General features: G+C 32.1%; 12 protein-coding genes. 4 read left to right on the top strand and 8 right to left on the bottom strand.

Going from position 1 to position 15,050, the window contains the following annotated elements:
• The 6 genes from AC1DJR_RS04220 to AC1DJR_RS04195 all read right to left on the bottom strand — a co-directional run.
• A partial coding sequence (locus AC1DJR_RS04220) for an S-layer homology domain-containing protein (protein ID WP_477002078.1) occupies nucleotides 1–662 on the bottom strand: 662 nt, incomplete at its 3' end.
• 230 nt (nucleotides 663–892) lie between these two features.
• A complete protein-coding gene (locus AC1DJR_RS04215; RefSeq protein ID WP_477002077.1) occupies nucleotides 893–1,288 on the bottom strand; it encodes a DUF4320 family protein in 396 nt (131 codons plus the stop codon).
• Nucleotides 1,289–1,313: 25 nt separating this feature from the next.
• The gene (locus AC1DJR_RS04210) at nucleotides 1,314–1,763 is read right to left on the bottom strand and encodes a hypothetical protein (protein WP_431162280.1); all 450 of its coding nucleotides are present in this window, start codon (nucleotides 1,761–1,763) and stop codon (nucleotides 1,314–1,316) included.
• A 16-nt stretch (nucleotides 1,764–1,779) separates the two neighbouring features.
• Nucleotides 1,780–3,273: a hypothetical protein gene (locus AC1DJR_RS04205; protein WP_477002076.1), complete on the bottom strand. Its 1,494-nt coding sequence runs from the start codon at nucleotides 3,271–3,273 to the stop codon at nucleotides 1,780–1,782.
• Between the two features lie 19 nt (nucleotides 3,274–3,292).
• Complete coding sequence (locus tag AC1DJR_RS04200) at nucleotides 3,293–4,246, bottom strand: hypothetical protein (protein ID WP_215561189.1); 954 nt, start codon at nucleotides 4,244–4,246, stop codon at nucleotides 3,293–3,295.
• A 697-nt stretch (nucleotides 4,247–4,943) separates the two neighbouring features.
• Nucleotides 4,944–6,095 carry a hypothetical protein gene (locus AC1DJR_RS04195; protein ID WP_477002075.1) on the bottom strand — a complete coding sequence of 384 codons (1,152 nt, stop codon included), beginning with the start codon at nucleotides 6,093–6,095 and terminating at the stop codon, nucleotides 4,944–4,946.
• 2,036 nt (nucleotides 6,096–8,131) lie between these two features.
• Here AC1DJR_RS04195 and AC1DJR_RS04190 point away from each other — a divergent pair.
• The gene (locus AC1DJR_RS04190) at nucleotides 8,132–8,872 is read left to right on the top strand and encodes a MerR family transcriptional regulator (RefSeq protein ID WP_477002074.1); all 741 of its coding nucleotides are present in this window, start codon (nucleotides 8,132–8,134) and stop codon (nucleotides 8,870–8,872) included.
• Nucleotides 8,873–8,906: 34 nt separating this feature from the next.
• Here the strand turns inward: AC1DJR_RS04190 and AC1DJR_RS04185 are convergent, their stop codons facing one another.
• Both AC1DJR_RS04185 and AC1DJR_RS04180 read right to left on the bottom strand, forming a co-directional pair.
• Nucleotides 8,907–10,361, bottom strand: a complete 1,455-nt coding sequence (locus AC1DJR_RS04185) for an FtsZ/tubulin family protein (protein WP_477002073.1) — start codon at nucleotides 10,359–10,361, stop codon at nucleotides 8,907–8,909.
• 14 nt (nucleotides 10,362–10,375) lie between these two features.
• Entirely contained in the window at nucleotides 10,376–10,789 is a 414-nt protein-coding gene (locus AC1DJR_RS04180; RefSeq protein ID WP_477002072.1) for a hypothetical protein, read from the bottom strand.
• Between the two features lie 1,545 nt (nucleotides 10,790–12,334).
• Here AC1DJR_RS04180 and AC1DJR_RS04175 point away from each other — a divergent pair.
• From AC1DJR_RS04175 to AC1DJR_RS04165, 3 genes are all read left to right on the top strand, one after another.
• Nucleotides 12,335–13,618 (top strand): replication-relaxation family protein, encoded by a 1,284-nt coding sequence (locus AC1DJR_RS04175; RefSeq protein WP_477002071.1) that lies wholly within the window; start codon nucleotides 12,335–12,337, stop codon nucleotides 13,616–13,618.
• Nucleotides 13,619–13,808: 190 nt separating this feature from the next.
• Nucleotides 13,809–14,201, top strand: coding sequence for a hypothetical protein (locus AC1DJR_RS04170; RefSeq protein WP_477002070.1), 393 nt, complete (start codon nucleotides 13,809–13,811; stop codon nucleotides 14,199–14,201).
• A 17-nt stretch (nucleotides 14,202–14,218) separates the two neighbouring features.
• Nucleotides 14,219–15,050 (top strand): conjugal transfer protein TraG (locus AC1DJR_RS04165; protein ID WP_477002069.1); only part of this gene is annotated, 832 nt, incomplete at its 3' end.

Genomic DNA, 15,050 nt, shown 5'->3' with positions numbered 1-15,050 from the left:
ATTACATTAATAGAGTTATATAGGAACTGACTGTATTGTTCACGAGTTACGTGCATTTGTGGAGAATACTTATTACTTCCTGTACCAGCTGTAACACCATTTTCCTCTATTGCATTAATTGCATTATATGCCCAAGAGTTTTTATCAACGTCTGTGAATGATGTTTTTGTAGTTGCTTTAAACTTAAATGCATTTGTAAGTACCTGTGCCATTTGTTCACGAGTTAAAATATCATCCGGACCATATTTCCCTTCACCATAACCACTTACAAGACCTGCTTTAGCAAGTGCTAAGATTTCCTTTTCAAACATATGTCCTTTGATATCATTAAATGGATTTTTGTAACTAGCATCTGCATCCGCTGGTTTTACATATGCATAAATCATACGAGCAACTTGTCCACGAGTTACATTGTCACCAAAACCAAACTGTCCATTTCCGTATCCTGCTACTACTTTACGGTTTGCTAAATCATAGATTGCTTTAGTAGACCAGTGATTTGCTGGAACATCATTGAATTTTAATGAATCTGTATTATCAGCAGCTTTAGCAGTAAATGCTCCCGCCCCTAAAAGTGATGTTCCCATAATTGTTAGTGCTGTTGCTGTTTTTAAAAATTTGTTTGCCATTGTTTGTTCCTCCAAATATATTAGTTTTTTTATAGATTCTTATATTGTACCTAAATTAAACGTTAAATCCAGATAATTTAACATATTAATTTTTAAATTAACGATTTCTTAATGACCGCTGTTCTATRTGGAAAATATTACCATATAGAACTAGGCTTGTAAAGTATTTTTATATACTTATTTTTAAATATACTTTCCTAGCAAAAAAACTATACTTTTCAGCATAGTCTTTTATAGCAAGAATCTTATAGACTTCACTTTCATTATTTAAAATATACTTGTCCCATTCCATCCTTACTTGCCCATATCGGAGCCTTTACACCTTCTACTCCAATTAGCTTAAATATGAAGAAATGGTGTTCTGCATTCACCTTGAAAGAGAGTGGCTGCCCATGCTCTATGCGACCTTTCGTATACTCATACTTCCAGCCATCCATCTTTTCTTCTTTCATTCTTTTCTCTATTCCAGGGATTAAATCAACCCTTTTCCCATTGTTATCATATTGAAATCCACCCTTATACTCTGCACTTTCTACCATATCAGAAGCAAAGTTATGTGCTTTCACCAACTGAATCCCATACAATACACCTTCAGGTAGAAGACTAATTAATAATAAAGAAAGTGTAAGGAATAGAGCTGTAGTTACTGTATTTTGCATTCTTTATACACCTACTCTTTTTCTATTATTTTACGTTCCCACCAATTTGTTTTTCTTTTGCATTCGCATCGTAGATAATAATACTTCTTGCTTTACTCTTTATTGTTTCTTTTTTTTCATCAAATTGCTTAAAATAACTAGCAGCTTCTGCATCACCTTCAACAGCGATCATTGCTGGTTTTTCCTGTACAACATGAACAGAAAAGTCACGTTTTGAAGCAGGATCTTTAAAATCTGCATTACTGTTATATGCTTTTTCAAATTCTTTTTCTGCTACTTCTCGGTCAACTGCTATCTCTTCCTCTGCACGGAGAGTACCTACTTTTACAGCCTTAGATAGAGCTATCTCGCCMCCTCTTTCTAAAGACGATTTATTATCAGTATGTGTTGTATCCCCAATCACCATATCCGTTACAAAGAAAAGGCATCCAACAGATAATAGCAACGTACTTGCAGCTACAATAAATTTTTGCATTTTTTATCATCCCTTCTTAATTTTCGGTCTTTCGGAAACGAAATCCACTTAATATAGAGCTTTTCTTCTGGTTCAGCAATTCGTTTGGTAGTAATAACTCTGCTATCTTCTTCATTATTCCTTCTAACTCTCTATAATAGTTACGACTTGATAGTAACGTACTACTATTCAACTGTGCTTCAAATACATCCTCAATCCCATAAGGTGGTATAGCTGCTAATAACTTCTGTCCTAAACATTCTTCCACTACCTCGTGTTTTAACAATGATGATGAAAATTTATTCCCAATTACTTTTGTTTTCTCTAATGCTAAGTAGGAAACTAACTTTCTTTCTTTTTGCGTAAGAGGGTGTGCTATCTTTAACATTTGATGAAGATCTGGCTCCGCTACAAAGAATATGTAATCAGCCATTTCGCATATCTCWTGGTATAAATCTTTGTCCCARTCATTMCCTGCATCRAYAATAGAAATAGGTGCTTCTTGGTTCCCCAATAAGACCTTAATAAAATGGTCAAAGTCCTGCTCTGTTTCATTTTTTAATTCTTGGTCYACAATCGGATTCTTTACGATAAAGTTTATCTTTCCTTGCTTCCACTTTGGAATAGATAATATATYGGATTCCTTCTGTAGCATCTCTTTATAKCGCTGTAACATGAACTCGCTGCGATAATTTTCTGGTGCTTCTGTGTAGCCCTTTAATAGTGGATACGTATATCCCTCATCGTATAGATTCTCTATATAGTTCACATCAATCTGTAGTTCATTCAAATAGGCAGCTAGGAGATGTGAAACAAAAGTAGCTCCACTTCTCCTATTCATACTGGCCACAACAATTGTTTTCCTTGGAATTGCTATACCAATCTGCTTCTCATATACAGGTTCAAACGATAATTTATATTGCTTTTTAATTATTGGTGCTTTTACCGTTTCCTCTTGTACAGACTTACGTTTTTGTTTGTTTTTAAATATTTTTGACTTAGAGGCAGGTTCATCGTTGCTTCCTTCCTCTAAGTCACTTGGCACTTCCTCTTCTTCCTCAGCAGGAATGTCCGGTAATTTCGTTTGTTGCGGTGCCTGACTTGTTCCAACAATCTCGGCTACATTCTTAATATCCGACTCCTGTAGCAACTGCGGGATGACTTTATTATCAATATCAATTCTACGAGAGTTGAAAATGTCATAGATACCTAGATAAATCAGTTTCGCCAAAAACTCATCATCATTTTCACGTTCTGTAAAAACTACAATACGAATATCTCGATTAAAACGTATATCCCTTAACTTCTGTAAGATAATCAATTCACGTTTATCTTCCTGTCCCGCATCAATATTTAATCGTTTGTCATTAATACATAGAATCTCGGGTTGTTCCGTATCTAGAATTTCATCTAGATATTTAATATGCATTACATCACTATCAGCCACTTCAAATCCCGCGCCAACAAAATCTTCTCGTAAATATGCCGTATATACAGTATCACTGATGGCTAATACAATTTTTTTGACCATGGTAGACCTCCTTYAACTTTTAGCGTTGGATTAAAATCATGTTTTCAATTGGAATTTGCGCCTGTTGATGAATCTTCCCAAAAATCTCATTCAGAATATACTCCACTTCAACTTGCTCCAATGGTCGTGGTGCCTCAAAATCAGAATTAAGTTTTATTCGTATTTCCAGTCGATCTTGAATTTCATTTAATGGTGTATCGAGATAAAGAATTCTGTAGTATAAAACACCATCTTCAATGCTTTTTTGAATCATATCTCTTGTTTGATGAATAAATGTAACCTCTGCAAGCTCAATGAAAGGATTGTCTATCGTTACTCCGCTATTCCAAGTTAGATTCCAAATCTCACAATGTCCTTCCGCATGCACAACAACTCCATTTACTGAAGGCGTAATTGCAAAAAGRCGATCTACAGGAACTTTAGTTAAAGTAGTGGTATCCCCATTTACTAGTTCCAATCCTTTTTCCAATCGTTCGTGTTCAAACGCGCATTCAGCGCCAGCAAATGCAATTTCGCAAAATACTTGTTCTAGTAATGGACGAATCCCCTCAAATGTTCGTATTGCAAATACACTAAATTCCTGTGTTTCATCTGTTCGAATGATTTCATATAATTCAAACTCAGATGCATTTACTAAAGCAAAAGGAATATCTTTAATAAGATTCGAATCAGTATATAGCTCTTCTGGAATGTGGGTTTCAGGATGATGTACAAACTCAAGGCATAGTTGATATCCTTTTAAAAATGCATTCTTGGCTGCTGCTGGGAATAGAGTTTCAAAGCGCTTTACATTGTTCTTAAATTTCTTTTCTTCAACTTCGTTATTAAACTCCCTTTCTTGTAGGATATTAGCTTTGTTACCTAACAATAAAAAGTAATGATTAATGATACGACTAATACTTTCTTCAAACGTTGAATTATCCTCACAATACTTTGCAAATCTCTCTTTACTCATGCTTACAATTTCATTCATAGTTCTGATTTCTCCCTTTCAAATGTTATTAATACATAAAAAAAGACACACCGATGGCAGGTTATGTGCCTTCGGTGTGTCCGTTTAGCTAAAGAATGAATCTATTAATTTGTATATTTCTCTTAGTAAATTTTTGTTCATGTATTAGAATACATCTCTGAATTTTAAAAGTCAACAGTTTCAAAAAATCCTAATGCTAATATATTCACTTATATTTTTCTTATTTTTTATGTATCTAATCTAAAGAAAACAATATTTCAAATAAAAATATATTCAAGTATTTTATATAAATAATACAAGAATCATATATAACTAAACTCAATTATTAAATATAAAGAGAAAATACAAGTGCTTATGAATCCTTATATACCATACGTTCTTTTATAATAAACCAAATTACATATCGTACTATCCCCATTACATACAAGTAATGAATCATAAAAAACACAAATTAAGAAGCTAAATATCATATTACTAAGAATTCACAGGTTTTAATATATAGTATTAAGATAATCACAAGTATTGAATCGAATTATAAACAAAATGAATCGTATCCAAAAGCAGCATAAACTGTTTATATATTTACGTAAAAGCGCCGGTAAAGACATTTCCTTAACAAAAAAACATGTCCTCAAATTAAAGAACATGCCAAATAACCCTTGCTTTTATGTGATTTTTTAACAAGGGCTGCTACTTACTATATTTTTTRAGATTTTATGAAGTCTGGATAGGCACCATTTTGATTATAATAATTCATCATTACATCGTATCTTTCTTCTACAGACAAGCTTTTTTCCGTAAAATTAGTCCAGGATTCTCTAAATTGCACTCGCATAAATGCAGGAATAGAGAATATTTCTTGCTCTTTCGTATAATTTTCAACCTGATCTAATGCATAAGTCATTGCGGTAATCAGTAATACGTTTTGTTTTTCCTTTGTTGGCATGTATGCAGCAATGTCCACAATTTCCTGTTTAAATGCAATCATCATATTTTCACGATCTTTCTTTCGTAATGATTGTCCCATATATTTTAAACGAGATACTGCTTCCTTTCTGCATTTCGCAACTGGCCTATGTAAATCTTTTTTATCCTTCTCAACTACGCAGTTTGAAGAAAACACCACATTGAACTTTTCAATGATGACTTGTTTTACCTGTTTTCTAGCACGCGCTATGCGAGAGTCGCTAGACTTCTTTTCCTTAGAATCAATTGCTGTAAATTGCACAATTGGTTTCAAAATTTCTATGTATTGTCGTACCTTCTTTGCATTACGATTCAATTTATCCTTTAAAAAAGTCATTCTTCTTGTAATCTCGAACTCTTGAATCTGGTGCTTATAATGCTCCRTACCAATTTTTCTCGAAAAAGTATTTATTAATTCTAATAGGAACATAATCCCTCTGTTATCACGAGCCTTTACAAGACTACTAAGTATAGTTGTTTGAATAAGATGAAATGGAATTCGGAAATATGATAGTGATATATCTGTAGTTTTTGTAGTTTCTGCAGCAGTATGGTTATACAAGGCATAATCTACAACCTCATATACAGTACGATTTCCAACAGGTGTCTCTTTTACGAGCTTACGCTCCAAGCAAACTTGAAACCCCGTATAAATTGTTGTGTAGGGAATCCCACTGTTCTTAGCAAGATCCATGATTTGAAATTCACGTGGTAGCGTTCCTATATCATTACATTCAAAGTGAAGCAAGATATAAGTAGCTAAAGCTGAAGATGGTAATTCTTTTCGTTCATTTTCTAGTTTYACGATGTTCAATAATCCATCGAAAAACTTAACCCCATGWRCYTTAAAGTTCTGTTGGGAAAAAGYCATTTGCGTATTCATAGTTTTCTTTTACTCCCCTCCCAAAAAACATAAAAAAGACACACCGATGGCAGGTAATACGCCTTCGGTGTGTCCGTTTAGCAATTTTTTTATTTATTTATTTGTATATAATTCTTAAACAATTGATATTCATGTATAAGATTATCTTTATAAAATTAAAATGTCAATACATTTTCTCATTTAAGTTTTATAAGAAATAAAACCTATAATTGGTTTAATTAGAAGTTGTACCGTAGATATCTTCTTACTTTTAATAATACGCCTTCGACTTCCTATCATTTCCATTCGAACAGACTTTCCCCATAACAACCACACTTTTTTTAGCGTAACACTATCAGTATRTYCAAGTTTAGGAGATTACTTGCAAAAACTTGCAACCTTTATATACAGCCGGATTTTCAAAACTACTTAGTACATAATTAACTCACATATTAATGTTATGTAAACAATTAAAGCTCATTCCAGAGAACGCATTCACATTAACATATCAATTGACATTAACATGTGATCAAATTCCCACTGTTAAATGTTGATTTCATATCAACATTTAACAGCATTAGCAACCTTATAAGGAACACTTCTAAATGACTAACACCTATAGAACCTGCTCATGCCCAGGCTTGCACCAGAGTTAAAAGCTAACAAAATATAATAAAACTTATAAACCAATACATACTTCAGAGCATCAATAACCTCTATAACAAATCTCAATTATTTTTTGATATATTTCACCTAAATAAACACTACTTCGATGGAGCTTCAAAATTCACTCTTAACTCTATGAAACTAAACCCTTTACAAGTTGTCCTTTTAGTTGATAAAAAATTAACAATAAGTATAGCATCGTATTCAAATATCAATCTCTTGTTAATAGCATTATAGTTTCATGTTAATGTTAATGTTAATAATATAGGTATTCTTAACAGTATCACTCAATAACCGGTCAACATGTTAATTTCATTCTCTTTATTCACTTTGTTATTTGCACACATAATTAATCAATTAACACCGAAAAGGTATTGATCGACTTATTTAGATGATCAATAGGAAACATTAGTATATTTAACCTTCATATCAAAGCGTTCTATAAAATCCATCACTATATATTTATTTTATTTTCATATTAATCAAAGCGATTATTGAACATTCTATATTGAAAGTGCCCCTTTATGGAAGACCACCGTAGATACAGCAGGCGCCTATGGTTATTTTAGTTGATAAGACATTAACATTGATGGAAAGCTGTTCTTATGTAACTTATTTCATATCAATGTCACATTCTGTGTTAATGTCAATACAAACCCAAGATCCGATCCAGGGGCGGATGATTTTCACCTTTATTAAAAAACAAGATGTTTTATGTTAGATAAATAACGTCTTTAAGTTGTTTAAAAGCTACTAGTATTAAATTAACTATGCAAATCCAACCAAGTATCCTATACCATATTAAAATACTCGTACATTTCACATTAATAGCAGCGTAGAGTGGGAATTAACTCTTACAGTTTATTTATCTTGATTCTGATCCTATATCGCTAAGTACATTTAAATTCACCAAATAATACTACTACATTAGTATTATTACCTTTTTTTCTAGTTTTTATACATTATAATTTAAATTCCTTAGTTTAGTATGCTTGTTTTTCCATAGTATACTTTAATTATATCCTTATAACTTATTTACAAAACACCTATATTTCCTTATCATTAATATTAAGTGACATGATTTGTTAATCTCATGGCAACTATCATTAATCTTACTAACATAAAAGATAGGTATTTTCATCGATAGAACATTACCATTTAGACACTTAGAGTTAACAGTAATATCAACAAATCCAGCGTATTACGTATTAACAGTTAATGTTTTGTTAACAAACATTCGGTTACATGTTAATTTTATATTTCATGTCAATTACTGAATAGGTAGGGATTTACATGATTATTATCGAAATAATGCCTAACATGTCAATTTCAGTTTACATGTTAATTACAAATCGGGTGTTTATGAGTTGATTTTTAAGGAGGTAGTTACAGTGATTGACCAAAAAAACGAATCACAAGACCATCAAACTAATGATGATGACATATTAAATGATACTGTTTTTGAAAAAGCATGGCGAATAACTGAATTTTCTAAACTAGTCGGGCGTCATCATAATACTGTTTATAATTGGTTCAACATTCTAGAGGAAAAAGGGCTTCACGAAACTTTAAGAACCCAAAACACAAACGAAAAACTCTATAATACGTTAGATCTTGAAATTGCTCTATTTATAAAACAAAAAAGAGATGAAAAATGGTCTTTAGATGCCATTATTGACCTTTTACCACACCAGTTTGATTTAAGACCAGTTTCACCAGAGAATCAAACAAATGAAGTATCTACCGAATTAAACCTTCAAGCCGCTGCAGAAATTATCGAAAAAATGGTAACTAAGCAGTTAGAAGAAAAAATAAAACATATTGAATCTCATTATGAAGAAAGGGTTGAAAATATACTAAAACAGTTACCACAACCAGAAGATGTAGAAACCATAAAATTACGCCAACGCCAAGATAGACTGGATAATTTCATTATTGAGCATAGAGCACGTCAGGAATTAAGAAAACAAGCAGGAAGCCTGTGGAATAGTAAACCTGAAGAAGAGCGTACTAGAAAAGTAGGGTGGTTTAAAAAAGAGGAAGATTTGAGTAGAAAACAACTCTTCATTGAGCAGTACATACAGGATAATATTATTGATTATATAAAATCTCTTATGAATACTGTGGAATAACAAAAAAGTCTGGATCTTTATCCAGACTTTTTCTTTATTTTGTAGTACCGAACATCTTATCTGGATCTAGGAAATCCGCAAATTCATCATCTTCATTTGCTCCAGCATCTTTATTTTCTTCATCACTACCCATATCAATAAAATCTCCAAATGCAAAGCCTAAGTCGTCATCATCATCTACATTCTCTATTGTACTAATTTGAGACTTTGTGTACTGAATTTGGCTTTGTCTTTCTTTAAACTCATTAAATTCTTCAACTAAWCCTTTAGATAACCTTGATGGTAATGCATCAGTTTTATAGAACGTATATACACTTCCTAAGAAATCATTCTTACTTACTAAATACCCGTTAAAAACGGTACCATTTATAGGTAGATTATTTGAAACTTCTACTTTAGCATCATCCATAAAGGAATCATCAATGTTTTTTTGCTCATCTAAGATAGCCAGCATGCCAAAATGATGTACTCTTGACGCTTCAACAGAACCATCGTTATTTTTCTTCATCAAATCAATTGGAGGATGGAATGAGCTTCCTCTTAATGACTCTTGGAACATCTCTATAATTGCATGGCTATTTTCTATCTGGTTCATATTGCGTGAAACCTTATTAATAACTAAACAGCCCGTTTTCTCAAGTAAAATACGTTTAAAGTCTTGAGAATCAAGTATTACAGATGTACCAGATCCATTGGCAGCAGTATTTAACTCATGAATAATCTCACTAATGCGTTGATTTGCATAGTCTCGTGAATTGGCAATACCTTTTTTCTCATTTTCATTTAATTTCTTAAATTCATCATAAAAGTGCTGGTTATCAGCAAATACTACAAATGCTACACCTTTTGATTTATCATTTGCTAATTTCCAAATCTCCTGTGAAAATTTATTTACTTGTCGTAATACATCTGGCCCATCTGCTCGGACAGGCAGTGTTACAACAATCCCCATTTTTATAAAGTCTTTGCGTTCAATAGCATTTTCAAAGGCGATTCTCGTAAACTTCGCTTGATTTGCTTTTATTTCAGCCATTGGGTATTGCTGTGCAACTTTTTGTAATTCTTGTCTAATTACTGGCTTATTATGAAAAGCCGAAAACTCTTCAATGGCCTTAATGATTGTAGAAGTTCCTGTGCCTCCACCAAGTCCTGCAAAAAACAAAACAAGTTCATCAGATGGTCTTACACGTTCAGTTATAAATTCTTTTAATTTTTCTTTTGCGTCATCATTTGAATCAAGAACCTTTACCGCACGCTCAGGGTTTTTACCTAAACCACCTAATTTAAGTGAAACTTGATTGCTTTTTGGTACATTTTTTAGTTCGGCTAGATCCCCATCATTACTATTYARYGCTARGCARTTATAWACTGCTGTWCCGTCTGTATGYTTATAYTCMGCAAATTTATCTACCATTCTAGTWCCAGCTTGACCAAAACCAAYCATMGTCATTTTMACWGCTACTTCATTCTTCAAAAAGTTYTTTGCCATTATTTTATCTCTCCTTATTCACTTTTTTTTCKTTTCCCTAATTCAAYWARTACTTGTTGTCCTCTATAAGTTAAGATTAAAAATTTATATGGGTGCATAGTCTTTTCATAAATCAAAGACATTGATGATAATGTACTCACACTTATTTCAGCCGAACGCCTTGATATATTTGTACGTTCAACTTCTAATGAATAAGATTTTCCTTTTGTTTTCTTTACTCTCCTGTCTATAACTACATTTTCCACTATTTCATTAATGGATATGCCCCTCATATATGTTGTCTCTTGAAATTGTTTGTTTACTACGTTTCCTATGTATAGAAATACACTGTATAGTATCTCGTCTTGTTCAAGGATATCAGCAAACATGTTTACTACTTCATCTGCAAACTTGATTGTTTGATATTTTTCACTTAAAACCTCGTTCAAGTTGTCCCCCCCTTAAAGCATTGGTTAATTATTCCTAGAAACATAGTACATCATTATACGTCGTATATCAAGTCATTCTATATAAAACTTATATTCAAAACTTATATATAGAACTTATAAGTCTCTTAATAAAAGAAATCCGTATTTTACATAGGTTCTTATATACGATGTATATATAAAGCGTATATATGATATATCAATCTCACACTTCATGTAATTCACATTTTAACAAGGATTGATTTACTATCATGACTACATGAAATGAACATATCAAAAAATAGCTCTATTTTATTAACATAAAACTTATAAATTATCAATCCAAAACCTTGTGCATTTTATATATACACTTTGTATATACAGCGTATATTAAACACTATATATATCAATAAATTCCATTCTTATATATATCAATTTCACATCAACACTACATAGTAAGCGGTACATGTAAGTTGTGTATATAAGAATTATATGTACCGCTTATATAATAATGAGGGAAAAGTTCTGTATTTTAATAATTAACATTGCACTCATCTATTTATATTGATTAAAAGCTTCCATTAAGTTTCTATAAAAATTCATACTTCATTTTCCCTTCATTAACAATTTGCTTTTACATGATTCATCTCTTGTTAGAAAAGGGATTGTTAATGTTATGTTAATGTATTTCTTCACTTAACTTAACTCTTTTATTAATTCGCACAACTGTGTATGCAGTAAAAACAAGGGTGCTGCATGTGAATCCAATTTCTTATCAATTTCAGTCATTCCTAAAAATCTATTAGGGAAGATTGTTAATTTCATATCCACAAAACTACTCAATCATTTTAAACACTTTGTAGTTTAAAATGATTGAGTAGTTAACTTCGATCGTTCTGACATTTTCACTCCATTATTTTCATATGAACAAAAGACGGTATCTCAAAATTTATTATGTAGTTTTATGGTTTAGTGAATGGGGATCTATATTAAGGTAAAGAGCCCATGGACGTATTTATACCATGCCGTTGATTCAGAAAGAAATAACATTAATTTTCATCTAAGTAAATTGATGATTCAACACAAAAGGAAAAGCCTACAAAAAATTGAATCTCGCACTGAACCAGTAATAGAAGTAGACACTCAATCACAAAAAAGAAATTAATAATCTAATAACGAGGAAAGAAAATCACTCTTTGTTATCAAAATCCTTTTTATAATTCTTGAATAATTTCAATCCATAAAAATCTTAATATTCCTATCTACGTCTTGTTAGGGCGGTATAACATCACTTTATTAGTAATTTTTCTTTTGAATGCTTGTTAGGTATCTAGCAGTACCCCGTCCTAACAATCAGAACAATCTCGTAAATCCCATTAAATCAATAATTTTCTACAGATTTATAAAGCAAGTTATCATCCCAACTTTGGAGTACAAGAGTAGGTATCTCTAGAAGGCAAATCCTCTCATTCATTTTTTCTTGTTTTACAACCAATATTTAGATGTACTAGTATATATAAAATGATACTTATTTAGTTTTAGTTTAATTTAAGATACGAGGTGTATATAATGTTCAAAAAACTGTATAAATATAAACGACCAGGTACCCAAAAATATTTTCATCTAAAAGAAGCAGACATATTTGTTTTTACAGTTTTATATTACAAAAGAGCCCTTACAACACGTCAAATCACTACGTTATATAGTGCATTTGAGGGGAGGGAATGTTCAGAAGCAAGCGTATTTACAAAACTCGACCGATACTCCCAATATGGTGCTATCCTAACTAAAAAAATAGATAAAAGGGATGACAGTATAACAAAACGCGCTTTATTTTCCTTGAAAGAGAAAATAATTGAATTCTTAAAAGAGATAGGGAAGCTCCCACCTGGCGCTTCAAAAAAAAGATATTCACGTATAAATTCACTTCACACTTTATGTTCACGTGAGGTTCTTGTTCGTACTCTACTAGCTACTACAGAGAAGACACAAAATAATGAGATTTTATATAAATTAGATATCCGCTCTTATTACCTGAAGAAAAATATGAAAATTGAGGATGGCCAGTTACCGGTGATACCTGATGAACACATTTCATATCAAGATAAAAATATCTATATTGAAATGGATATGTGTAAAGAAACCAATTCTACCTTAGTTGAAAAAGTAGGCAAGTATGTAGAATATGCTCAAAAAACGAAGGACAATGTTTCAGTTATTTTTGTCATGTACGACAAATCAATGTTCCTTGCAGAAGAAGCAGAACCACCATACGTACGTATGAAGAATCTATTATTTTCTATGAGGGAGTATCACGAACTTTTAATGACAATACCTAATCTAAATATGTACGTCTGCTCACTTAAAGATGCTGGAGACGTTATTTCAGATATCATTCTTGGAAAAGATGACAACCAAAATTTCGAACAAGATATTCTTGTGCCTTTATCTCAACGTACAGTAGGAGATGCTGAATGGCGTTATGCATTTGTTGAGAACGTACAAATATTTAAGGAACCAATAGATGGCGGTCTACGTCGAACTTATAGGMGAGACAAAGACGTTATACAAGATTTCTTCTTTATTTTTGGGAACGAAAATGATTAYCGRATGATCKCTAGATTAGATGACGTCGTGTTTTCAAGAAGARAAGGGGATGACGGTGTTCCACTTGTAGTTATCTATCCTAAACGTGAAAARCCCAGAGATATTCTTCTGATGGACACTTATGAAAATGTACGACTGCTATCAATCCAAAATRAAAGTATCCATATAGACMTGGATGAACAGATCATGGTACGTACTGCAAATAACGTTCATCCGAAAAGACGTAAACTTGTTGAGTTATATTAATCTATTATTTTTTTATATAACACTATATAATTTTATTGATTTTCATTATTYAARGTGGTAGAATARCGTTTGAACATATAATTAAAACTACAATCAAATCAGAACATATGAATTAAGGCAAGCGACACACGCTGTTTTTACAGTGGGTGTCGCTTGCCTTTTTTTATTTGGAGAAAGGTGGAAAATGAAAATGAATTTGCAATTTACAACTGCATCAACAGCCAATGGGGGAGTGCTTTCTGTGAGAGAGGCATTAGCAAATCCAGAACTAGTACTTGAACATATTACAGAAGAAGGTGCGGAGTTCAGCGTTTCACTACAAGATATTCAAATACCTGGTAAGCCTAATTATTATTGGTACGACGTATTGATTGAAACTGCARCTGCTAAGAAAATAGAAGTGAATATTGCTGTACTTTCTCAAGAAGAATATGACAAGCTTTGTGAAAAAGCTAGTATCGACCTATATTTAAAACAGACTGAAGATGCAGCGAAGTTCTTTCTAGAAAAATCAAAAGAGCGATTTAATCCAGAGTTACAAGATCGTTTTATATTCCGCCATAAAGCTCAGCTGTTTCTGTAAGGAATAGGTGAGCCTTTATGGATACGTTTAAGCAAAGGTTACCTTTATTTACAACTATTACACTAATTAGCGCATTTATTATTTCTTTTGGAGTCGGTTTAATAAACTATATAAAGTTACTATACTATGCATTTGAACCACCGTCTTATCCTATAGAAATTACATATGTACCACTTATCTTAATGTTCTTCTCTTTATTTCTAGGAGAATTTAGTTTTCGTTTCTACAGCCGTATTCCAGCTTTACATGTGAAAAATGGGAAACTTTTCATTCTAATTGCTTCACACATCGCAGTTGATATCCAATTCTTATGGTTTGCAACTGCTCCTATYCACGCAAAAGTTATCCCTTATCTCACGGATAAAGCAACGCATGTTAATTTTGGTGAATATSAGGCAGTAGGACAWGTATTAACGGGGAATTTCCACACATTAACCATGATATTTGTGTTTTTACCGACTGTATTTATGATYTTGTTTACYCTTTGGTATAGCGGGCATATTGTTCGTTACCGRGAAGAAATTTTAAAATGGGTACAAAAATATGAATACAAAAACCAYAAGTTACAAAAATGGTTTAATAGTCAGGAACAAAAAATATATCCTGATGTAGAAATTGGTCCTCATATTGAGCATAAAGAAATGGTTCGTATTAAAGGGAAAGATCGCACACTAAACGGAATCATTATTGGTCCGATTGGCTCTGGTAAAACATCTAGTTTAATCATTCCAATGATTAATCAAGATTTACACTGGATGGTACGTTTCATTAATAAGTTCGAAAATRCTTATAAAAAAAATGATTATGATACGGAAGAAGTAAAAGGGACCTTTTTAAATGGCGTTACTG

It is taken from the genome of Bacillus sp. 05T31 (assembly GCF_056396725.1).
The sequence above is the reverse complement of the archived record's forward strand: the minus strand, read 5'-3'. Positions and strand labels throughout refer to the sequence as shown.

What these genes read in the sequence shown, in the direction of transcription:
- AC1DJR_RS04215 (WP_477002077.1), bottom strand. Translation starts at nt 1,288, where the DNA reads ATGCAAAATACAGTAACTACAGCTCTATTCCTTACACTTTCTTTATTA.